We start from the raw sequence: 18,932 nt of genomic DNA, 5'->3' as shown, positions 1-18,932 counted from the left end.
GGAGGGCGCCGCCGTGGATCTGGCCCTGCTGCGCACATTCGTGACCGTGCACCGGTCCGGCTCCTTCACGCGCGCGGCCGCCCTGCTCGGTCTCTCACAGCCCGCCGTGACCTCACAGATACGCACCCTTGAGCGGCAGTTGGGCCGCCCCCTGTTCCTGCGCCAGGCTCGTGGTGTGACCCCCACGACCATCGGGGACGAGCTCGCCCACAAGGCGGCGCCGCATCTCGACGCCCTGGTGGAGATCGCCGAGACGGGGCTCGAAGAGGACTCTTCGGTACGCACCCTCCACCTCGCGGGGCCTCCGGAGTTCACCGCGGCCCGCGCGTTACCCGCTCTCACCACGCTGACCGGGCAGGACGGACAGGGCTTCGCGCTGCGCGCCTCGTTCGGCAACGCGGAGGAGGTCCTCGAAGGGCTCTCGGCCGGGCACCACGACCTGGCGATCACCACGGCCCGGCCTCGCGGCGCACTGCTCACCGCGACGCCGCTCTGCGACGAGGAGCACGTCCTGGTCGCGGGCCCGGGCTGGGCCGCTCGAATCGGCCCCGGCAAGCTGCGCCGCAAGGGCGCATCCGCGCTCGAGAACCTGCCGGTGGTGGAGGTGCACGAGTCGCTGCCGCTGGTCGCCCGCTACTGGGCCGCCGTCTTCGACACCCGTCCGGCCGCATCGGGCGCCGTCATTGTGCCGGACTTACGGGCGGTGCTCGCCTGCGTCGCCGCCGGGGCGGGGGTCGCCGTGCTGCCGCGCTATCTCTGTGCGCCCGCTCTGAAGCGTGGCGAGGTCGTGGCCCTGCTGGACCCCGCGGTGCCCCCGCTGCGCACGTATTTCCTCGTCGTACGCACCGGCACGCTCGCGATGCCGCACATCGCGCGGGCGCACGAGTGGCTGCTGCGCGCTGCCGTCGACTGGGCTTGAGCAGGACTCCGGCTGGTTCACGATGTTTCACGTGGAACAGTCCGGGCCACATTCCTCCCATGACCGTTCGCCCCGTGGTCAAGCGCACCGCCCGCGCCGTCCTGCTCGATGGCAATGACCTGATCCTGATCAAGCGGACCAAGCCCGGCGTCGATCCCTACTGGCTCACCCCCGGTGGCGGCGTGGAGCCGGAGGACGCGACCGTCGTCGACGCGCTCCATCGTGAGGTGCACGAGGAGCTCGGCGCCAAGATCTCCGACGTGGTGCCCTGTTTCGTGGACACCGTCGAGCACATCGGCGAGGACGGCGGCGCGACCGGCGTCAAAGTGCAGCACTTCTTCGTCTGCCGCCTTGAGTCCATGGACATCTCACTGCGGCACGGCCCCGAGATGGAGGAGCCGTGCGGCGAGTACGAGATCGTCCACGTGCCCTTCACCCGGGTCGGCATCGCCTCGGTCCATCTCGTACCGCTGTCGCTGCGGCACTACCTGGACGGCAACATCGAGGGCGTACGCGCGATGCACGCCCCTGATCTGGGGTGATCCGGGCTGATCCGGGCTGATCCGGGTCTGCTTCCGCCCGGGCGAGACTCAGTCGCCCGCCGCCACCAGTTCCTCGACGGAGTCGTGGCGGATCCGTCCGGCCGGGATGCCGACGTCCCGCAGCGCGTCCACGCCGCTGCGGATCATGCCCGGCGGGCCCGAGAGGTAGGCGTCGTACTCGTTCCAGGGGCCGTACTCGCGCACGGCGTCCGGGAATTGCGCGTGATCGTCGACGACCGGGCGGACCGATAGCCACGGGTGGGTCTGCTGGAGGCGCATCATCGTGTCGATGTCGTACAGGTCGTGGTCGGTGCGGGCGCCGTAGAAGACCTCGACCGGGCGCCGTTCCCCGTGCTCGGCGACGTCCTCGACGAGCGCCTTGATGGGGGCGATGCCGGTGCCGCCGCCCAGACAGAGCAAGCCGCTGTCGGTGGTGTGGTCGACGGTCATCGATCCGGCGGGGGCGCCGAGACGCAGGACGTCACCCGGCCGTGCGTGGTGCACCAGGGCGTTGGAGACCCAGCCCGCGGGGACGGCCTTCACATGGAACGAGAGCAGTCCGTCGGAGCGCGGTGCCGACGCGAACGAGTAGTGCCGCCAGATCCGCGGCCACCAGGGCGTCTCCAGGCTCGTGTACTGGCCTGCCAGGAAGGGGTAGGGCTGGTCGGGGCGGACGGTGACGACAGCGATGTCAGGCGTTCTGAGGTCGTGCGAGACGACCTCGGCGAACCACCAGGCGGGGGCGCGCAGTTCATCCGCGGCAGCCGCGTCGATCATGATCTGGGAGATCGTCGTGTACGTCCGGACCCAGGCGGCCTCGGTCTCCTCGTCCCAGACCGCGCTCGCGTACCGGCTGAGCGAGCCGATCAGACACTCACCGACGGCCGGGTAGTGCTCGGGCTGGGTGCCGTACTTGCGGTGTCCGCGGCCGAGGTTCTTCAGATACGCGGTGAGCACGTCGGTGTGGTCGATGTGCTCGGCCGCGGTCAGCAGCGCCTTGAGGAGCCGGTCGCGCTGGGTGTCCATCGCGGCGGGGAACAGGGGGCGCAGGTCGGGGTGCCTGGTGAAGAGCAGCGCGTAGAAGTACGAGGTCACCTTGTCGGCGACCGGGCCTATTTCGGCCATCGTGCGCTGGACGCGGATCGCGTCCGGGGAACCCTTGGGGGAGGGCTGTCGTGGTTCCGGTACGCGCTCGGAGCGCGGCTCGGGGTGTGATGCCGGGGCCTGGGGGGCGCTCTGCGCCGCGACCTGCGTGGGCGCCGGTTCCGCTGCTTGCCGGGCTGCCGGTATTCGTTCCTCGGCCGCGCGCTCGGGTTCCGGCGTGGGCCGGGCTTCTGGAGCAGGTCGGGCCTCCGGAGCGGATCGAGCTTCCGGAGTGGGCCGGGCCTCGGGAGCGGACGTGGACGCAGCCGCACCGGGCCTGCCCACGGGACGTATGGCCGACACGCGACGGCCTTCGGCCGCCTCGGGCTCACTGCCCTCGGGCTGTGTCTGCTCGCCGCCCTCCGCCGGCTTCGGCGCCTTGCGTGGGGTGAACCAGCCGCCTCCACCGCCGCTGTCGCCGGAAGTGCCGTTGCCCGCCGACGTGGTGGTCGGAGCGTCCATGCTGTGCCTCGCCTCGAACATCTCTCAGTCGGTCCATGCACTTCCCAGTAGGAAGCCGCTTACTTTCCCCGCTCTGCCTCGGCAGCCAATGTGGCCACATTGAACCGGATTACCGGACCCTACGGACAAGTAGGTAGCAAATGTGACATTGCCCGCAGTCATCTCACCCGCAGCGTCCCATCCCTCACCGTCACGCCGGTCGCGTAACGGAAAGTTCAGGTCTTCGATCTCTTCGCCCCGTTAGGCTGCGTTGACTTCCGCCCGTGCCCCCCAGGGGTGCGCTGAGATGCACCCGGCCCGAACCGGACTCGACCATACCGGCAGCCGTCCGGCGCACAAGTCCCGCCGCCCTTCACCGGGAATTCAGCGGCTCGCGCCCGCCAATTGCCCCAATTACCCGGCGCCACGCACCAATTCATACGCCTTACGCAGATCCCGCCCGACATAAGAGTGGGTAGCGAGCCCGACCAGCCGCTGATCCGCATTGACAGCGACCGAAACAGGTACCGCTCCGAACAGCTCCAGGTCCGAGAGCGAGTCGCCATAAGCGATGCAATCGGACCGCCCCACCCCGAACTCTTCACAGAGCCGGTTCGCGATCTTCACCTTGGCCGCGGCGTTGAGAATGCCCCTCGGATTCACCGGCTCGGTGAACGGCACGGAGGGGAAACGCGAACCGTGCGCGGCATGCGCACCCCAGGCGAGCAGCCGCTCCACGAAGAACGACGGCGACAGCGAGATCACCGCGCAGTAGTCACCGCTCTCCCGGATCTCGGCCCAGGTTTCCCGGATCCCCATCAGCCACGGCGCCCCCTCGAAGGCCGCCGTCACCTGCGTGTCCGTGAGCTCTGCCCACAGGGCGTGCACACGCTCCGCGTACTGGGGCGAGTCGATCCGTCGTGCAACGAAATCCCGTTCCAGCTCCGCGATCTCCGCGTCGAGACCGAGCTGGCGCGAGATCTCCACGGGAGCCGCCGTGCCGTACAGCAGCGTTCCGTCCAGGTCGAAGAGGTGAAGGCGTGCCATGTACGCCGAGGCTAGTACCCACGGTTACTCCCGCTGTCAGACGCCTTCAGCCGCCGCTCCCGGCACCGTGTTTCACGTGAAACTAAGCCGCCCCGCTCGCCGGGCCACCCTCGTCGTCCATGTCATCGCCGCCGCAGGCTGGCTCGGGCTCACGCTCGGCCTGCTCGCGCTTGCCTTCGCGGCCATCACCACGGATTCCGCCTCGGTCATCGAGGCCGCCGCCCGCTCCATGAAGCTCTTCGCGGACTGGCTGGTGCTGCCGCTCGCACTGCTCACACTGCTGAGCGGTCTGCTGCTGTCCCTCGGAACGCCTTGGGGGCTCGCCAAGCACCGCTGGGTCTACACGAAGTTCTGGCTGACACTGGCCACCACGGCCGCGTCGGCGTTCGCGCTGCGTCCGGGCATCAACGACACGGTCGCCACCGTGTCCGCGGGTGCCCCGGTGACGGATCCGACCGATCTGATCGCCGGTCCCATCGTCTCCCTGAGCGCCTACCTCTTCATGACGGTTCTCTCGGTGCTCAAGCCCTGGGGCCTGACCCGCCGTGGCCGGAAGCAACGTGGGCAGAACCGACGTGCTTCTGCCCACAAACCGGTGGACGCCGAGGACATGCGTCAGACAGCCTGAGCCGAGTGTCGACACCTACCCTCTCCACACTGCCCATCCGCCGGCTGACCCTCCGTGATGTCACCGCCTGCGCCGACCTGTCGCAGGATCGTGGCTGGCCACGCGAGGACCATAAATGGGGGCTGCTGCTCTCCGCCGGCACGGGATACGGCATCGACGACCCTGACGGTGACGGCCTCATCGCCGCCTGCGTAGTGACCGAGTACGGCCCCCACGAGCGTCCCGGCCTCGGAGCGATCGGCATGGTCCTCGTCGCCGAGCGGCACGCTCGCAAAGGCATCGGCCGCCGCCTGATGCAGTACGTCGTCGAAGGTGCGGGCACCACCCCGCTCACCCTTCACGCGACGCCGAGCGGCATCCCCCTCTACGAGCAGCTCGGATTCAAGGCCACCGGCCGCGCCGAGATGGTCAGCGGCCGGTTCACCCCCGGTGGCCCACTGCCGGATGTCGCCACGCGGCCGGCGACCGCGGAGGACCTGTCCGCGATCGTCCGGCTCGACACCGAGGTCTTCGGCCTCGACCGCACGCACGTGCTCACCCGGCTTCCCGCCTTCGTCGACCAACTGCGGGTCGCGGAGGCGGACGGCACGATCACCGGCTACGCGAGTGCCTGGCCGAACATGGACACGCATGTCATCGGCCCTCTGATCGCCCGGGACACGGAGACGGCGAAAGCCCTGATCGCCTCGCTCGCCGAAGGTTCGGACCGGCCGCTGCGCACCGATATCGACGTACGCCATGAAGAGCTGCTCGCCTGGGTGAAGGAGCGCGGCCTCGAACCGATCGCCTTCAACGCCGTGATGACGTACGGCATCCCCGAGCTGCCCGGCGACTGGACCCGTCGCTTCGCGCCGCTGACGGTCGCGGCCGGCTGACCGCATTGACCGCGCGCTGAGGCCCGCCCCCAAACACCGGATGGTTACCGGTACTTGGGGGCGGGCCTCTGTCATGACCTCGCGCGGTGCCGTACTGCCGTACTAGCGGTGTCGTACTAGCGGTGTCGTACTACGCGAGGGCCTCGACGGCCGCCGTGGCGAACCCGTGGTCCTGCTCGGGCGCTCCGCCGCCGACGCCGATGGAGCCGATCAGACGGCCGTCACGGTGAACCGGGACGCCACCGGCGATGAAGAGCAACGGCCGGTCGAGAGCGGTGGGCAGGGTGTGGAAGGGGCCGTCGGGCTTGACCAGATCGACGAGGTCGGAGGTCGGGGCGTTGAGCTGAAGCGCCGTGTACGCCTTGCGGGTGCTGGTCTCGCCGGAGATCAGCACGGCCCGGTCGTCGCGCCGGAAGGCGAGCAGGTGGCCGCCCGCGTCGAGGACGGTGACGCTGACGGTGACATCGGCCGCCTCGGCCGCGCGGCGGGCCGCGGTGACGAGTGCCTCGGCGTCCTGCGTGGTCAGCGGGGCGACGGCGGGGGTGGTGGTGCTCATGGGGTTCTCCTTGTGCGGTGGTGCTTGTGCGGGGGGGGCTTAGGGGTAGTCAGTGGTGGACCGGAGTCGCCTGCTCGACGGGGGCCACGCCCGCGACGACCGGGCTGGGAGTGGCTGAGCGGCGCTCCAGCGTGGCCGAGACGACGGCCAGGACGAGCGCGGAGCCCGCGAGTACCGCGCCCACCCAGTTCGGGGCGGTGTAGCCGAGGCCGGCGGAGATGACGAGGCCGCCGAGCCAGGCCGAGAGCGCGTTGCCGAGGTTGAAGGCGCCGATGTTCATGGCCGAGGCGAGCGTGGGCGCACCGGAGGCCTGGTCGAGCACCCGCTTCTGCAGCGGCGGCACGGTGGCGAAGCCCAGGGCGCCGATCAGCGCGATGGTCACGGCTGCCGCGATCTTGTTGTGCGCGGTGAGGGTGAACAGTGCGAGCACGACGGCCAGGGCGCTCAGCGAGATGTAGAGCAGCGGCATCAGGGCGCGGTCAGCGAACTTTCCGCCGATCAGGTTGCCCGCGACCATGCCGAGGCCGAAGAGGACGAGAAGCCAGGTCACGGAGGAGTCCGCGTAGCCGGCGACGTCCGTCATCATCGGCGCGAGGTAGGTGACGGCCGCGAAGACACCGCCGAAGCCGAGGATCGTCATCGCCATGGCGAGCAGCACCTGCACGTTGCGGAACGCGGCAAGCTCGTGGCGCAGCCGTACGCCTTCGGGCTTGGGCAGGTCCGGCACGAGCTTGGCGATACCGGCAAGACCGATGAGGCCGAGGCCCGCGACGATGGCGAAGGTGATGCGCCAGCCGAGGGTCTGCCCGACGAGCGTGCCGAGCGGCACACCGACGACGTTGGCCACGGTCAGGCCCGTGAACATCATGGCGATGGCTCCGGCCTTCTTCTCCGGTGCGACCAGTTCGGCTGCGACGACCGAGCCGATGCCGAAGAAGGCACCGTGGGCGAGCGAGGCGACGACACGGCCCGCCAGCATGACGCCGAAGACCGGGGCCACGGCGGAGAGCAGGTTGCCCGCGATGAACAGGCCCATGAGCAGCATCAGCATCCGCTTGCGCGAGATGCGGGTGCCGAGGACCGTCATCAGGGGAGCGCCGAGTACGACGCCGAGTGCGTAGCCGGTCACGAGGAGACCGGCCGTGGGGATGGAGACGCCGAAGTCACCCGCGACCTCAGGGAGCAGTCCCATGATCACGAACTCTGTGGTCCCGATTCCGAAGGCCCCGATCGCGAGGGCCAATAGCGCGAGAGGCATGGTTCTACCTTCCAAGACGGTTGCAGGTGCGCTTAGCTTGCGTTCACAATAGTTGCAGACGCGGGTTAATTGCAACCGCTGGATATTGCATCGGTGGACTATCCTGGTCCTCAGTAGCTCCGGGACGGAGGAACAAGAGCCATGACAGCGACGGACCCCGCACTGACCGCCCTTGCGCAGGGCTGGTGCGCGCTCTCCCTGCTCCACGGGAAGATCGAGACCCACATCGAGCGCGCCCTGCAGGCCAGACACGACCTCAGCGTGCGCGAGTACTCCCTGCTCGATGTCCTTAGCCGCCAGCACGACGGGGAGGGCGGCCATCTGCAGATGAAGCAGGTCGCCGACGCCGTCGTACTCAGCCAGAGCGCCACCACGCGCCTGGTCACCCGGCTCGAGGACCGCGGGCTGCTGTCCCGCTACCTGTGCCCCACCGACCGCCGCGGCATCTACACGGACGTCAGCGAGTCGGGTGCCGCGCTCCTCGCCGAGGCGCGTCCCACCAATGACGCCGCGCTGCGCGAGGCGCTCGACGAAGCGGCGCTGAGCCCGGAGCTGGCACCGCTGGTCAGGGCCGTGGAAGCGGTGCGGGTCCCGGCATAGGGCGTCTGCGAGCCAAGTGGCCCGCCCGAAAGGCCCGTGGCTGCATAGGCTGCGTCTCATGGGAGATCTTGAGATACGCCCGGCGGTCGCCGACGACATCCCCGCCATCGTGGAGATGCTCGCCGACGACCCACTGGGCAGCACGCGCGAGTCGCCGGACGACCTCACTCCGTACCTCACCGCGTTCGAGCGCCTTGCCGGAGACCCGAACCAGCACCAGGTCGTCGCCGTGCGCGAGGGACGCGTCGTCGGCACACTGCAGCTCACCATCGTTCCGGGCCTGTCCCGGAAGGGAGCGCTACGGTCGATCATCGAGGGGGTACGCGTCCACGCCGACGAGCGCGGCAGCGGTCTCGGCACCCGCTTCATCGAGTGGGCTGTGGATGAATCCCGGCGCCAGGGCTGCCAGTTGGTACAGCTGACCTCCGATGCCACCCGCACCGATGCGCGCCGCTTCTATGAGCGGCTCGGGTTCACGGCATCGCATTTGGGCTTCAAGCTGCAGCTCTGACGCTGCCGTTGATGTGTCGCACCGGTGGGCGTCGTGTTTCACGTGAAACACGACGCCCCACCGCTGTTCGAGCCTCCGAAGCTCCTACAAAGGAAGCCCCCGCCATCCCTCCGGGTCCACCCCGCCCGGCACCGGAGTCCCCGCCTCGTACGGCTCCCGAGTGAAGAAGAACGACCCCAGGTCGAGATGGCTCACCGACCCGTCGGGGCGCCGCACCGCCCTCAGAGCCTCCCCGGCGAAGTAGCCGTCCAGCCCGGCCCAGGCGCCGTCACCGTTCGGCCGGAACCACGAACCGCGGCCCCAGCCCGTCAGGGGCGACAGCTCAAGCGCCCCCTCGGCCCGCGGTCGCAGCACGAAGGTGCTCGTCCCCCAGTACCAAGGCCCCGCAAGCTCCAGCAGAGCCCCGTCCAGCTCCGGCAGGGGCCGCCACGCCTCAGGAATGCGCGGCTCGGCCTCGGCCACGATCTTCAGCAGGTCGAGAGCCAGCGCTGTCACGGCAGGACCGGAGGTGCAGTTGGTCAGCGTGACCGCCACCAGCCCGTCCTCCGCGCTCGCCCACAGCCCGGCCATGAAGCCCGGCAGCGATCCCCCGTGCCCGACAAAGGTGCGCCCCTCCCCACGGATCAGCTGCGTTCCCAGGCCGTACGTCACGTCCCAGTCCCCCGGAGGCAGAGGCGACGCCGGCGCCCGCATCTCCCGTACCGAATCGGCGGACAGCACCCGGTCATCGCCCTCCAGGAGGAAAGCGGCGAAGCGCGCCAGATCCTCCGTCGTGGACCACAGCTGCCCGGCCGGAGCCATGAGGCCCAGGTCCTCGGAGGGTTCGGGCATCATCACGTCCGCCCACGGATGGACGGCCCAGCCACCCGCGTGCGGGGCCTGCGGCTGCGCACTCGTACGGTCCAGGCCCAGCGGCTCCAGGATCTCGCGGCGCAGCACGGCTTCCCAGGAATCGCCCCGCAACGCCTCGATCAGCGAACCGAGCAACGTATAGCCGGGGTTGGAGTAGTGGAATCGGCGTCCGTTGGGGTGCTTGAAGGGCTGCTCGCCGAGTACGTCCCCGAGTTCGGGGCGCTGCGACCCGGGCGTACGCTCCCACCACTCACCGGGGGTCTCGGCCGCCAGCCCACTGGTGTGAGCGAGGAGTTCGGCGATGGTGACGTCGCCCGCCGCAGTGCCCGGAAGGTGCTTCTCCAGGGGGTCGGAGAGATCAAGAGCGCCCTCGTCGCGCAGCCGCATCACCAGCACGGCGGTGAAAGTCTTGGTGATCGAGCCGATGCGGTACTGAACGTTCTCGTCCGGTGCGTGCCCCTCGACGCAGGTACGCCCCTCGGTCCACACCAACTCGCCGTCCCTGAGCACCGAGGCGACGAGCGAGGGCGCCCGTCCCTCCGCCTGAGCTGTGGCGACACGGTGCAGCAGGGCTCGGCGGGTGGTGGGCAGCAGCTCTTCACGGGGTGATGTCATGGCCCTAGTCCACCCGCGGAGAAGCCGCGAGTCGAGCGAATTCCACTGGCGGCGGCCGGCGACGATCGGCAGCGGTCGGCGGCGCTATGCGGAGCGCGTGCCCGTGGCCTTGAAGAATGTGTAGTGGAAAGTCCCGTCGTCGTCCGCGGTCCTGCGCAGATCGGCGATCCCGCGGTCCCAGTCGGTTTCGGTGATGAGGGCCGCGGCCAGCGCGTCGTCCCTGACGGATTCGATCATGGCGATGAACGTGCTGCGGGTGAAGCCTTCGACCAGCTCGGGACGGGTCCGGTCCGCGTAGACGGTGCACGGCCGCACCCTGACGCCGTCGTATCCGGCCTGCGCGAGGAGCGGCTGCAACTGCCGCCCGACCAAGGCGTTTCCACCACCGTCGGCCTGGAGGCGGACGAGGCAGTCGATCGCGGCACGGGCGTAGGCGCTGTCGGGATGGAAGAACGCCGATCCGTGGTCCCCTTCGATGACGGTGATGCTCCCGCCGGGCCGCAGCAGACGCCGCAGTCCGGCGAGTGCCCGCTGGGCCGCGGCCAGATGCTCCAGGACGAAGCACACGAAGATGTGGTCGAACTCGCCGTCCGGGAAAGGGAGAGCGAAGAGGTCGGCACGGCGCCACCGCACGTGCGCGTCGGGCGCGTGCGCCGTGACGCGGGCCTGGGCCTTCGCCAGTGAGTCCGCCGACCGGTCGACGGCCACGAAGTGGGCCCCAGGGCTGGAGTCGACCAGGTGGACGGTCTGGGCGCCGACCCCGCAGCCGACCTCCAGGACCCGGCTCCCCGCCGGATACACCGTGCCGTCGTGCAGCAGCTCGGCAAGGGTGTTCGCCTGGTCCCCCAGCCTGCGGGCCTCACGGTGCGAGTATCCGTGGACGTACTCAACTGCCGGTCGGGCGGGGGGATCCGGTGTCGTTGTGGTGGTGTCGGTGGCTGCGGCTGCGGCTGCGGCTGTCTGCATGACTTCACCCTGCTGCCACTATGGCCTGGTGAACAGGTCCAATGACCGCGCCACTGACCGGTCCATACCGCACGGGACAGGATCCCCGGCCCACGGATCCACACCGTACGAAGCACTGTCCGGCGCCGACTTCCTCCAGCTGAACATCGACGACGCCCCGTCCGGCGGACGCGCGGACTGGCTGGCCCGGCGCCTTCGCGTCGCGATAGCCGACGGCCACCTGCCGGTGGGCAGCAGGCTCCCGGCGACCCGGGTCCTGGCAGCCGAACTCCGCGTATCCCGCGGTGTGATCACCGAGGCCTACCAGCGCCTGAGCGAGGACGGGCACGTCGCCGGGCGCGGGCGGAACGGAACCGTGGTGGTCGCCGCCCCGGCGAAGGCCCGGCCCGCCACGCCGGCGGACCCACCTCCCCTGCCTCCCATGCCTCCCCCGCCTCCGGGCGCCCTGTTCGACGCCCCGCCCGGCTCGGACATTTTCGACGCACTGCGGGCGGCCCCCGCCCGGATCGATCTCTCGCCCGGCGTGCCCGATCTCGCCGCGTTCCCCCGCGCCGCGTGGCTCCGCGCCGAACGCGCCGTACTCGGAGAGCTGTCGGCGTCCGCCCTCGGATACGGAGACCCTCGCGGCGCCCCGGCCCTGCGCGTGGCCGTCGCCGACTGGCTGGCCCGCAACCGAGGAATCCGCGCCGACCCGGGCGATGTCGTCATCGTCGCGGGCACCGCCCAGACCCTCACCCTGCTCGGCCAGGTGCTGCACGGCGACGGCATCCGCGCCGTGGCCGTGGAGGACCCCGGCTCACTCGGCGCCCGCCAGCATCTGCGCAACTGCGGGCTCGGCACCCCGCCGGTCCCGGTCGACGCCGACGGCATCCGCGTGGACGAGCTGCGTGCCACGGACGCCCCCGCGGTCCTGCTGACTCCGGCACACCAGTTCCCGACCGGGGTGGTCCTCGGCGGCGAACGGCGGCGAGACCTGATGCGCTGGGCCACCGAGCGCAACGGGCTGATCATCGAGGACGACTACGACGCCGAGCACCGCTACGACCGCGCCCCGGTCCCCGCTCTGCGCTCCCTGCTCGCCGAACACGTCTGCTACGCCGGGAGCGTGTCCAAGCTGCTCGCGCCGGCGCTGCGCATCGGCTGGGTCCTCGCGCCGCCGAAGTACCGGGACGCGCTGGTCGCCGCCAAGCGCTTCGCCGACCTCGGCAACGCCGCACTGCCGCAGCTCGTCCTGGCTCAGCTGATGGAATCGGGCGCCCTGGAACGCCAGTTGCGCCTCCTGCGCGCACGCCACCGCCGCCACCGGGACGCGATGATCGCCGCCGTCAGAACCCATCTGCCGCACGCCGTCGTGCACGGTGCCGCGGCGGGCCTGCACCTGACGATCACCTTCGACGCCGGCTTCCGTGACACCGATCTCGCGGCGGCGGCCCTGGCCCGCGGTGTGAAGGTCCAGCCCCTGTCCTGGCACAGCCAACGACCGCAGCGCCCTGGCCTGGTGCTCGGCTACGCCGCACCCACCGCCACCGACATCACCGAGGGCATGGCAACCCTCGGCGAGGCCTTGCGGCACCTGCCCTGACGCGCTGCCGTCCCTGCATGCGGCAACAGAGAGCGCTGGCCCAGTGCCCGGGAGTCCGTTCTCAGGACGTCGCTCCGTAGCGGGTGGCGATCGCGGCGGCGCGGTCGCGCAGGGAGTTGCGCAACCATTGCGGGGCCAGGGCTTCCGCCTTCGTGGCGAGCTGCCACAGCGCCCATTCGGCATGTCTCGAATCTTGGAAGGTCACCTCCAGCCGCAGCCAACCGTCTGCGTCGGTCTCTTCGCCGAGGACGGCCAGCGCGGTGCCCACCAGCTCCTGCCGCCGCGTCGGGTCCACCCGTACCAGCACGGCGACTTGGTCGCCGCCGGTCCGAAACTGCGTGCTCCGTTCCTGCCAGGCCCGGTCCAGATCGACCCGGTCCGGTCGCTGTGCCGGTTCGGCGAGTTCCTCGGCGGCCAGGATGCGCGACAGCCGGTAGGTACGGTCCGCGCCGGATCTCGTGGCCAGCATGTAGCCCTGGCCGCGTACAGTCACCAGGCCGATCGGGTCCACCGTGCGCCACTTCGGGGTCTGGTCCAGGGCCGCGTAGTGGATACGCAGCTTGTGTCCGGCGAACACCGCACGCCGGACCTCGGCCACGATGGTGTCAGGCACCTCCTCGGCAACCAGCCGACGTGCGAGGAGGTCGGTCTCCGGGTCGATGAGCAATCGCTGAACCGCGCCGGCCGCGGTGGCCCGATGGCTTTCGGGCAGCGCGTCAACCACCTTGCGCATGGCCGAAGCAAGCGCCGCGCCGAGGCCGAACGTCTGCGCGCCACGCCGCGATCCGGCGACCAGCAGGGCAAGTGCCTCGTCGTGGTTCAGTCCGGTGAGCTCGCTCTGGAAACCGGGCAGCAGGGCGAAGCCGCCGTTCCGACCGCGTTCGGCGTAGACGGGGACGCCTGCTGCGGACAGCGCCTCGATGTCGCGCAGCACGGTGCGGGTGGACACCTCCAGCTCGCGGGCGAGCGCGGTCGCGGACAGTCGACCGTGCTGCCGAAGCAGCAGCACCAGCGATACCAACCGGTCGGCGCGCACGGGAAAACGCTACCTGAATACATGACACAGGGTGTCGCGTATTCATTGCGAGGCTTCCCGCATGACCAACAAGAAGACGGCCACTGAGCCGAACGACCTGGGCAAGTACTTCATCGAGCGCGCCAACGCGGGCGACGTCGACGGGCTGGTGGCGTTGTACGAGCCGAACGCCGTGCTGGCGTTCCCGCCGGGCAACCTCGCGACCGGACACGCGGAAATCCGCAAAGTGTACGAGCAGTTCGTCGCGGCCGCGCCGGTGCTCTCGCCGGGCAGGCAGCATCCGGCGCTGGTGACCGGCGACTTGGCCATGACCGCGGCCACGCTGACCAACGGCGACGTGACCGTCGAGATCGCCCGTCGCCAGCAGGACGGGTCGTGGCTGTGGGCCGCGGACCAGCCGACACTCGCGCCGTAGCGGGGCGGCGGTGGGCCGGCGCGACCGAGCCCACCGCCGCTCGGCGGCGTGCGGACGAGCGGAACGCGGACGCGATGAGGCGCGTCGCGACGATCGGCGTCTACGGCTTCACGGCCGAAGCCTTCCTTGCGGAGCTCGCCGACGGGGGTGTGGGGCTGCTGCTCGACCTCCGCCAGCGACGCGGCGTTCGGGGGCCCGACTACTCCTGGGCGAACTCGGCGCGGCTCCAGCGCGCGCTCGCCTCGGCGGACATCGGTTACCGGCACGTGAAGGAGCTGGCGCCGACGACCGAGCTGCGCCGGCTCCAGTACCGCGAGGACGACCGCCAGGGCGTGGGCAAGCGCAACCGCATCGCACTGGCGCCCGAGTACGCCGAGCGCTACACCCGTGAGATCCTCGCCCCGTTCGACCTCGGCGCGCTCGTGGCCGGACTTCCGAGCGACTCGACAACTGCCCTTTTCTGCGTCGAGCGCGATCCCGAGGCATGCCACCGCTCGCTGGTGGCCGCGCGCCTACGCGCCGAGCACGGCCTGCCGGTCACGAACCTCCGGCCGGGCTGAGCCGGATCAGGACTACGCCGGATCAGGACTGCGCCGGATCAGGTCTGCGCCATGTCCACGAAGCGCGAGTAGTGCCCCTGGAAGGCGACCGTGATCGTCGCCGTCGGGCCGTTACGGTGCTTGCCCACGATGATGTCCGCCTCGCCCGCGCGCGGTGATTCCTTCTCGTACGCGTCCTCGCGGTGCAGCAGGATCACCATGTCCGCGTCCTGCTCGATCGATCCGGATTCACGCAGGTCGGAGACCTGTGGCTTCTTGTCCGTGCGCTGCTCGGGACCACGGTTCAGCTGCGAGAGCGCGATGACCGGGACCTCCAGCTCCTTGGCGAGCAGCTTCAGGTTTCGCGACATGTCCGAGACTTCCTGCTGGCGGCTCTCGGCACGCTTGGAACCACCAGACTGCATCAGCTGCAGATAGTCGATGATCACCATCTTGATGTCTGCGCGCTGCTTGAGGCGGCGGCACTTCGCGCGGATCTCCATCATCGACAGGTTCGGGGAGTCGTCGATGTAGAGCGGAGCCGCCGAGACCTCGGGCATCCGGCGCGCGAGCCGCGTCCAGTCCTCGTCCGTCATCGTGCCGGAGCGCATGTGGTGCAGCGCCACCCGTGCCTCCGCGGACAGCAGACGCATCGCGATCTCGTTGCGTCCCATTTCCAGGGAGAAGATGACGCTGGGGAGGTTGTGCTTGATGGACGCGGCACGTGCGAAGTCGAGCGCCAGCGTGGACTTACCCATGGCGGGGCGGGCGGCGATGACGATCATCTGGCCGGGGTGCAGGCCGTTCGTCAGCGAGTCGAAGTCGGTGAAGCCCGTCGGCACACCGGTCATCTCGCCGCTGCGCGAACCGATCGCCTCGATCTCGTCGAGCGCGCCCTCCATGATGTCGCCGAGCGGGAGGTAGTCCTCGCTGGTGCGCTGCTCGGTGACCGCGTAGATCTCGGCCTGGGCGCTGTTGACGATCTCGTCGACGTCGCCGTCGGCCGCGTATCCCATCTGTGTGATGCGCGTGCCCGCCTCGACGAGGCGACGCAGGACCGCCCGCTCGTGGACGATCTCCGCGTAGTACTCGGCGTTCGCAGCCGTCGGCACCGTCTGCACCAGCGTGTGCAGATACGAGGCCCCGCCGACCTTGGTGATCTCGCCGCGCTTGGTGAGCTCGGCCGCCGCGGTGATCGGGTCGGCCGGCTCGCCCTTGGCGTACAGGTCGAGGATCGCCGTGTAGATCGTCTCGTGTGCGGGCCGATAGAAATCGTGGCCCTTGAGCACCTCGACGACATCGGCGATGGCGTCCTTGGAGAGCAGCATGCCGCCGAGCACGGACTGTTCGGCGTCGAGATCCTGCGGCGGTACGCGCTCGAAGGCGGTTCCGCCGCCGTCCCAGCCGCCGCCTTCACGGCCGCGGTCATGCTGCTCGTCGCGGCCCCTGCCTCCGTCACGGCGCTGCCGGGAGGCGGGCAGACGGTCACTGGGACCGCTGTCGGCCCAGGGGTCGTCCAAGGGCTCGGAAATACTCACCGGGCCACCTCCCTCATGTCCGCCGCGCGGACCTAGCCGTGCCTTTCCTTCTTACGGCACGACACTGACAAATAAGCTGCCCAACTCCGGTTCTGACGCGTCGGATTTACGGGCTTTCCGAGGCCGGATCACGAGGGGGGCGCCGCACCACGGTAGGCCCGTGGCCACCGTCAGCCAATCTGGTTATCCACAGGCGGTGTGGATGACGGGCGCGTTGCTGTGGAGAACCCCGCCAAACCTGTGCACGGCTCGGTGGACAGGCCTGTGAACAAGCACTCAGCCCTCTCCGCAAACACGATCTGACCTGCGACTTTCCCATCCACCGGCTGTGCAGAAGAAAAACTTCCCCAGTCGGGCCAAGATCGTGCCAAACAGCGTTCCGAAGAGTGTCCCACTCGAGACCGAGTAAGGGTCCCTACTCCATTGCATCTCTTACCTGTGGAAGATTAGATTGGTGTCCATGACACAGGCTCCCGCGGCGACCAAGGCCGCTCGGCGACAGCATGACCGAGAGATCATCGCCCTCGCCGTTCCCGCCTTCGGCGCACTCGTCGCCGAGCCTCTCTTCGTGATGGCCGACAGCGCCATCGTGGGCCACCTCGGCACCGCACAACTGGCCGGTCTCGGCGTCGCCTCGGCGCTCCTCACGACCGCCGTGAGCGTCTTCGTCTTCCTCGCCTACGCGACCACGGCAGCCGTCGCCCGCCGGGTCGGCGCCGGAGATCTCCAGTCCGCCATCCGCCAAGGCATGGACGGCATCTGGCTCGCCCTCCTTCTCGGCGTCGCCGTCGTCGCCGTCGTCCTGCCCACCGCACCCGCGCTCGTGGAGCTCTTCGGCGCATCGGACACCGCGGCGCCGTACGCGATCACGTATCTGCGCATCTCCTCGCTCGGCATCCCGCCCATGCTGGTCGTACTCGCCTCCACCGGCGTCCTGCGCGGACTGCAGGACACAAAGACCCCGCTGTACGTGGCGATCGGCGGCTTCATCGCCAACGGCGTCCTCAACGTAGGGCTCGTCTACGGCGCCGGCCTGGGCATCGCCGGCTCCGCCTGGGGCACCGTCATCGCCCAGTGCGCGATGGCCGCCGTGTACCTCTTCGTCGTCGTACGCGGCGCCCGACGCCATGGCGCCTCACTGCGCCCCGACGCCGCCGGTATCAAGGCCTGCGCCCAAGCGGGCGCACCGCTCCTGGTCCGTACGCTCTCGCTGCGGGCGATCCTGATGATCGCAACCGCGGTGGCCGCGCGCCTCGGCGACGCCGATGTGGCCGCCCACCAGATCATCCTGTCCCTGTGGAGCCTGCTGGCCTTCGCACTCGACGCCATCGCCATCGCCGGTCAGGCGATCATCGGTCGCTATCTGGGGGCGAACGATCCCCAGAGGGCGCGAGACGTCTGCCGTCGCATGGTGCAGTGGGGCATCGCCTCGGGGGTCGTGCTCGGCGGGCTTGTCGTCCTCGCCCGGCCGCTGTTCATCCCGCTCTTCACCAGCGACTCCGTCGTGCAGGACGCCGCCCTGCCCGCACTCGTGGTGGTGGCCATCTCCCAGCCGATCTGCGGCATCGTCTACGTCCTCGACGGCGTCCTGATGGGAGCGGGGGACGGGCCGTATCTGGCCTGGGCGATGCTGGCCACGCTGGCGGTCTTCGCTCCGGTGGCGCTTCTCGTGCCTGTATTCGGCGGCGGCCTGACTGCCGTCTGGGGGGCGATGACCCTGATGATGGCGGTCCGCATGGTGACCCTCTGGCTGCGCATGCGCTCCGGCCACTGGATCGTCACCGGCGCCACCCGCTGATCCCGACTGCTGATCCCGACTGCTGATCCCCACGCACCGGTTTCACGTGAAACAACGCGTCCCGAGAAACACGGCGCCCCCGTACGGCAGCACATCCGTGAAACACGTTGGGCCGCACCCTGAGGGTGCGGCCCAACGGTTGCTTCAGCCCTGCCAAGCGCAGTGCTTAGGCGGAGACGACCTCGATGTTGACCTTGGCGGCAACCTCGGGGTGCAGACGCACGGACGTCGCGTGGGCGCCCAGCGTCTTGATCGGCGCGCCCAGCTCGACACGGCGCTTGTCGATCTTCGGACCACCAGCGGCCGCGATCGCCGAAGCGACGTCAGCCGGGGTGACGGAACCGAAGAGACGACCGGCGTCGCCGGAGCGGACGGCCAGACGGACCTTGACGCCCTCGAGCTGGGCCTTGACCTCGTTGGCCTGCTCGATGGTCGCGATCTCGTGGATCTTGCGAGCACGACGGATCTGCTCGACGTCCTTTTCGCCACCCTTGGTCCAGCGGATCGCAAAGTTCCGCGGGATCAGGTAGTTGCGGGCGTAGCCGTCCTTGACGTCTACGACCTCGCCGGCGGCACCGAGGCCGGAGACCTCGTGGGTGAGGATGATCTTCATTAGTCGGTCACCCTTCCCTTATCGCGCGGTGGACGTGTAGGGCAGCAGCGCCATCTCACGGCTGTTCTTCACGGCCGTGGCGACGTCACGCTGGTGCTGCGTGCAGTTGCCGGTCACGCGGCGGGCACGGATCTTGCCGCGGTCGGAAATGAACTTCCGCAGCATGTTCGTGTCCTTGTAGTCCACGTACGTGACCTTGTCCTTGCAGAATGCGCAGACCTTCTTCTTAGGCTTGCGCACAGGCGGCTTCGCCATGGTGTTTCTCCTGTGTGATCAAGAAGTGTGGGAACGGCCCACCCTTGGCCCTGAGGCCTAGAAGGGGGGCTCGTCCGAGTAGCCGCCGCCAGAGCCAGAGCCGCCGGAGCCGCCGGAGCTTCCGCCCCAGCCACCGCCGCCGCCCTGCTGCTGACCGCCGCCGGCCGGCGCACCGGTCGCCCAGGGGTCGTCGGCGGGAGCAC

20 protein-coding genes and 1 pseudogene are annotated in these 18,932 nt (G+C 69.7%); 10 read left to right on the top strand and 11 right to left on the bottom strand.

Annotation, left to right across the window (positions count from 1 at the left end; all coding sequences use genetic code 11):
- Positions 1–13 precede the first annotated feature (13 nt).
- Both ABD378_RS28040 and ABD378_RS28035 read left to right on the top strand, forming a co-directional pair.
- Positions 14–919 (top strand): LysR family transcriptional regulator, encoded by a 906-nt coding sequence (locus ABD378_RS28040; protein ID WP_344525069.1) that lies wholly within the window; start codon positions 14–16, stop codon positions 917–919.
- A gap of 59 nt (positions 920–978) precedes the next feature.
- Positions 979–1,461 (top strand): NUDIX domain-containing protein, encoded by a 483-nt coding sequence (locus tag ABD378_RS28035; RefSeq protein ID WP_344525067.1) that lies wholly within the window; start codon positions 979–981, stop codon positions 1,459–1,461.
- A gap of 48 nt (positions 1,462–1,509) precedes the next feature.
- Here the strand turns inward: ABD378_RS28035 and ABD378_RS28030 are convergent, their stop codons facing one another.
- On the bottom strand, positions 1,510–3,066 hold the full coding sequence (locus ABD378_RS28030) for a globin domain-containing protein (protein ID WP_344525065.1): 1,557 nt from the start codon (positions 3,064–3,066) through the stop codon (positions 1,510–1,512).
- A 393-nt stretch (positions 3,067–3,459) separates the two neighbouring features.
- Entirely contained in the window at positions 3,460–4,092 is a 633-nt protein-coding gene (locus ABD378_RS28025) for an HAD family hydrolase (RefSeq protein ID WP_344525063.1), read from the bottom strand.
- Between the two features lie 76 nt (positions 4,093–4,168).
- Between ABD378_RS28025 and ABD378_RS28020 the strand changes: the two genes are divergently transcribed.
- Both ABD378_RS28020 and ABD378_RS28015 read left to right on the top strand, forming a co-directional pair.
- A complete protein-coding gene (locus tag ABD378_RS28020; RefSeq protein WP_344525061.1) occupies positions 4,169–4,720 on the top strand; it encodes a DUF2269 domain-containing protein in 552 nt (183 codons plus the stop codon).
- A 5-nt stretch (positions 4,721–4,725) separates the two neighbouring features.
- Positions 4,726–5,595 (top strand): GNAT family N-acetyltransferase, encoded by an 870-nt coding sequence (locus tag ABD378_RS28015; protein WP_344525059.1) that lies wholly within the window; start codon positions 4,726–4,728, stop codon positions 5,593–5,595.
- Between the two features lie 130 nt (positions 5,596–5,725).
- Here the strand turns inward: ABD378_RS28015 and ABD378_RS28010 are convergent, their stop codons facing one another.
- Together ABD378_RS28010 and ABD378_RS28005 are read right to left on the bottom strand one after the other, a co-directional pair.
- Positions 5,726–6,151: a GlcG/HbpS family heme-binding protein gene (locus ABD378_RS28010; RefSeq protein ID WP_344525057.1), complete on the bottom strand. Its 426-nt coding sequence runs from the start codon at positions 6,149–6,151 to the stop codon at positions 5,726–5,728.
- A gap of 49 nt (positions 6,152–6,200) precedes the next feature.
- Entirely contained in the window at positions 6,201–7,409 is a 1,209-nt protein-coding gene (locus ABD378_RS28005) for an MFS transporter (RefSeq protein WP_344525055.1), read from the bottom strand.
- Between the two features lie 141 nt (positions 7,410–7,550).
- Here ABD378_RS28005 and ABD378_RS28000 point away from each other — a divergent pair, with 141 nt between their 5' ends.
- Complete coding sequence (locus ABD378_RS28000) at positions 7,551–8,009, top strand: MarR family winged helix-turn-helix transcriptional regulator (RefSeq protein WP_344525053.1); 459 nt, start codon at positions 7,551–7,553, stop codon at positions 8,007–8,009.
- 58 nt (positions 8,010–8,067) lie between these two features.
- Entirely contained in the window at positions 8,068–8,520 is a 453-nt protein-coding gene (locus ABD378_RS27995; protein ID WP_344525051.1) for a GNAT family N-acetyltransferase, read from the top strand.
- An 84-nt stretch (positions 8,521–8,604) separates the two neighbouring features.
- On the opposite strand, the gene ABD378_RS27990 is transcribed toward ABD378_RS27995, so the two are convergent.
- Both ABD378_RS27990 and ABD378_RS27985 read right to left on the bottom strand, forming a co-directional pair.
- Entirely contained in the window at positions 8,605–9,987 is a 1,383-nt protein-coding gene (locus tag ABD378_RS27990) for a serine hydrolase domain-containing protein (RefSeq protein WP_344525049.1), read from the bottom strand.
- Between the two features lie 84 nt (positions 9,988–10,071).
- A complete protein-coding gene (locus ABD378_RS27985; protein WP_344525047.1) occupies positions 10,072–10,953 on the bottom strand; it encodes a methyltransferase domain-containing protein in 882 nt (293 codons plus the stop codon).
- A gap of 28 nt (positions 10,954–10,981) precedes the next feature.
- Here ABD378_RS27985 and pdxR point away from each other — a divergent pair, with 28 nt between their 5' ends.
- Positions 10,982–12,535, top strand: coding sequence for a MocR-like pyridoxine biosynthesis transcription factor PdxR (gene pdxR, locus ABD378_RS27980; RefSeq protein ID WP_386544563.1), 1,554 nt, complete (start codon positions 10,982–10,984; stop codon positions 12,533–12,535).
- A 61-nt stretch (positions 12,536–12,596) separates the two neighbouring features.
- Here the strand turns inward: pdxR and ABD378_RS27975 are convergent, their stop codons facing one another.
- Complete coding sequence (locus ABD378_RS27975; RefSeq protein WP_344525045.1) at positions 12,597–13,571, bottom strand: helix-turn-helix transcriptional regulator; 975 nt, start codon at positions 13,569–13,571, stop codon at positions 12,597–12,599.
- Between the two features lie 61 nt (positions 13,572–13,632).
- Here ABD378_RS27975 and ABD378_RS27970 point away from each other — a divergent pair, with 61 nt between their 5' ends.
- A complete protein-coding gene (locus ABD378_RS27970) occupies positions 13,633–13,986 on the top strand; it encodes a YybH family protein (RefSeq protein WP_344525043.1) in 354 nt (117 codons plus the stop codon).
- Positions 13,987–14,060: 74 nt separating this feature from the next.
- On the top strand, positions 14,061–14,546 hold the full coding sequence (locus ABD378_RS27965; RefSeq protein WP_344525041.1) for a DUF488 domain-containing protein: 486 nt from the start codon (positions 14,061–14,063) through the stop codon (positions 14,544–14,546).
- 38 nt (positions 14,547–14,584) lie between these two features.
- Here ABD378_RS27965 and dnaB read toward each other — a convergent pair whose 3' ends face one another.
- Complete coding sequence (gene dnaB, locus ABD378_RS27960; RefSeq protein WP_344525039.1) at positions 14,585–16,063, bottom strand: replicative DNA helicase; 1,479 nt, start codon at positions 16,061–16,063, stop codon at positions 14,585–14,587.
- A gap of 460 nt (positions 16,064–16,523) precedes the next feature.
- Between dnaB and ABD378_RS27955 the strand changes: the two genes are divergently transcribed.
- Positions 16,524–17,861: an MATE family efflux transporter gene (locus tag ABD378_RS27955; RefSeq protein WP_344525037.1), complete on the top strand. Its 1,338-nt coding sequence runs from the start codon at positions 16,524–16,526 to the stop codon at positions 17,859–17,861.
- A gap of 166 nt (positions 17,862–18,027) precedes the next feature.
- Here ABD378_RS27955 and rplI read toward each other — a convergent pair whose 3' ends face one another.
- From rplI to ABD378_RS27940, 3 genes and pseudogenes are all read right to left on the bottom strand, one after another.
- Entirely contained in the window at positions 18,028–18,474 is a 447-nt protein-coding gene (gene rplI, locus ABD378_RS27950; protein WP_344525035.1) for a 50S ribosomal protein L9, read from the bottom strand.
- 18 nt (positions 18,475–18,492) lie between these two features.
- Complete coding sequence (rpsR, locus tag ABD378_RS27945; protein WP_003949403.1) at positions 18,493–18,729, bottom strand: 30S ribosomal protein S18; 237 nt, start codon at positions 18,727–18,729, stop codon at positions 18,493–18,495.
- Positions 18,730–18,786: 57 nt separating this feature from the next.
- Positions 18,787–18,932, bottom strand: a pseudogene (locus tag ABD378_RS27940) (single-stranded DNA-binding protein); the annotation flags it as partial.

This window comes from Streptomyces rectiviolaceus, from assembly GCF_039533825.1.
Taxonomy (GTDB): domain Bacteria; phylum Actinomycetota; class Actinomycetes; order Streptomycetales; family Streptomycetaceae; genus Streptomyces; species Streptomyces rectiviolaceus.
Note: the sequence above shows the minus strand (reverse complement) of the source record. Positions and strands in the feature narration are given on the sequence as shown.

What these genes read in the sequence shown, in the direction of transcription:
- ABD378_RS28035 (WP_344525067.1), top strand. Translation starts at nt 979, where the DNA reads ATGACCGTTCGCCCCGTGGTCAAGCGCACCGCCCGCGCCGTCCTGCTC.
- ABD378_RS28030 (WP_344525065.1), bottom strand. Translation starts at nt 3,066, where the DNA reads ATGGACGCTCCGACCACCACGTCGGCGGGCAACGGCACTTCCGGCGAC.
- ABD378_RS28025 (WP_344525063.1), bottom strand. Translation starts at nt 4,092, where the DNA reads ATGGCACGCCTTCACCTCTTCGACCTGGACGGAACGCTGCTGTACGGC.
- ABD378_RS28010 (WP_344525057.1), bottom strand. Translation starts at nt 6,151, where the DNA reads ATGAGCACCACCACCCCCGCCGTCGCCCCGCTGACCACGCAGGACGCC.
- ABD378_RS28005 (WP_344525055.1), bottom strand. Translation starts at nt 7,409, where the DNA reads ATGCCTCTCGCGCTATTGGCCCTCGCGATCGGGGCCTTCGGAATCGGG.
- ABD378_RS28000 (WP_344525053.1), top strand. Translation starts at nt 7,551, where the DNA reads ATGACAGCGACGGACCCCGCACTGACCGCCCTTGCGCAGGGCTGGTGC.
- ABD378_RS27995 (WP_344525051.1), top strand. Translation starts at nt 8,068, where the DNA reads ATGGGAGATCTTGAGATACGCCCGGCGGTCGCCGACGACATCCCCGCC.
- ABD378_RS27990 (WP_344525049.1), bottom strand. Translation starts at nt 9,987, where the DNA reads ATGACATCACCCCGTGAAGAGCTGCTGCCCACCACCCGCCGAGCCCTG.
- ABD378_RS27985 (WP_344525047.1), bottom strand. Translation starts at nt 10,953, where the DNA reads ATGCAGACAGCCGCAGCCGCAGCCGCAGCCACCGACACCACCACAACG.
- ABD378_RS27970 (WP_344525043.1), top strand. Translation starts at nt 13,633, where the DNA reads ATGACCAACAAGAAGACGGCCACTGAGCCGAACGACCTGGGCAAGTAC.
- ABD378_RS27965 (WP_344525041.1), top strand. Translation starts at nt 14,061, where the DNA reads ATGAGGCGCGTCGCGACGATCGGCGTCTACGGCTTCACGGCCGAAGCC.
- ABD378_RS27955 (WP_344525037.1), top strand. Translation starts at nt 16,524, where the DNA reads ATGACACAGGCTCCCGCGGCGACCAAGGCCGCTCGGCGACAGCATGAC.
- rplI (WP_344525035.1), bottom strand. Translation starts at nt 18,474, where the DNA reads ATGAAGATCATCCTCACCCACGAGGTCTCCGGCCTCGGTGCCGCCGGC.
- rpsR (WP_003949403.1), bottom strand. Translation starts at nt 18,729, where the DNA reads ATGGCGAAGCCGCCTGTGCGCAAGCCTAAGAAGAAGGTCTGCGCATTC.